This window comes from Herbaspirillum sp. B65, assembly GCF_000333555.1.
In the GTDB taxonomy this organism is placed as follows: Bacteria; Pseudomonadota; Gammaproteobacteria; order Burkholderiales; family Burkholderiaceae_D; genus Herbaspirillum; species Herbaspirillum rubrisubalbicans.
Window position 1 is genome coordinate 1 of record NZ_BADI01001081.1, and the last position, 939, is coordinate 939.

1 protein-coding gene and 1 pseudogene are annotated in these 939 nt (G+C 62.6%); both read right to left on the reverse strand.

Annotation, left to right across the window (positions count from 1 at the left end):
- Nucleotides 1-191 (reverse strand): annotated as a pseudogene (locus I5W_RS25690) (GGDEF domain-containing protein); the annotation flags it as partial.
- 122 nt (nt 192-313) lie between these two features.
- Nucleotides 314-939, reverse strand: a 626-nt coding sequence (locus I5W_RS25695) for a hypothetical protein (protein WP_199901808.1), incomplete at its 5' end; no start/stop codon positions are given.

Here is a 939-nt window from a genome sequence, read left to right on the forward strand (position 1 = left end):
CCGACGCAGGACTGGACCCATTGCCGATGCACGTCGATCAGGGTCACCACGCCCATGGGCACGTCGAACAGACGACGCGCCAGCCGGGTCAGGCGGTCGAAACGTTCTTCGCGCGGCGTATCGAGAATGCGCAAGGAATGCAAGGCCTCGATACGGGCAGACTCATTGGCGGGCAGCTCGGCGATTGGCATGGTTCATCAGCGCAGGGGGGACGTGGTTGCCGACGTTTGCGACAAGATGCGCCTCACTTTAACCGCAATTTTTTCGAGAAACAAGAATTAGTTGAGCACAAAACCGGGCGCTCTCGACAACCTCACCCATCCCTCTGAAGCGACCGAACGACAGGTTCCCATGCACCCTGACCTGCCGTCGATCCAGCCTTGCCGGCTGGACTCATGATATGGGGCATCCGCCCGAAACGCGCATTCACGTCCGGCGTGGCGCCAGTGCTGGACAGGCCCAGCGTGGTCAGTTCGGCTACCGTGATGCCGGCCGGTGCGTCAGCCGGCTTCACATCGGCATCGGCCTGACGCATCACGCGGTTGACGATATCGACCAGATTGAGCGCATTGATCTTGCCCAGGTCCGAGACCGACGCAAAATTGGGCCGAGCATTGAAGACCTCGTTGAGCAACTTGAGGTTGGCCGGCGCATTGTTGACGGCCATGCCCAGCGCATGGAATTCGTCATAGGTCAGGGGCGCGCCGGCCTGGGGCGTACCATCGGGATTGACCGCATCGGCGGCCGGACGCTTGGCGTCGGCCATGATGCTGCTGGCCGAGGCCAGATTGCGCAGCTTGGCTGCGGCGGTCGCCATGATCTGGACCTGCGACAAGTTCAGGGCCGCCAGTGCATCGGTGCCGAGGGCCTTGAGACCGCTGTTGATCAGCCCCACGGTGGAAGGCGTATGCCATCGACCTGGGCCACCAGGTCTCACGC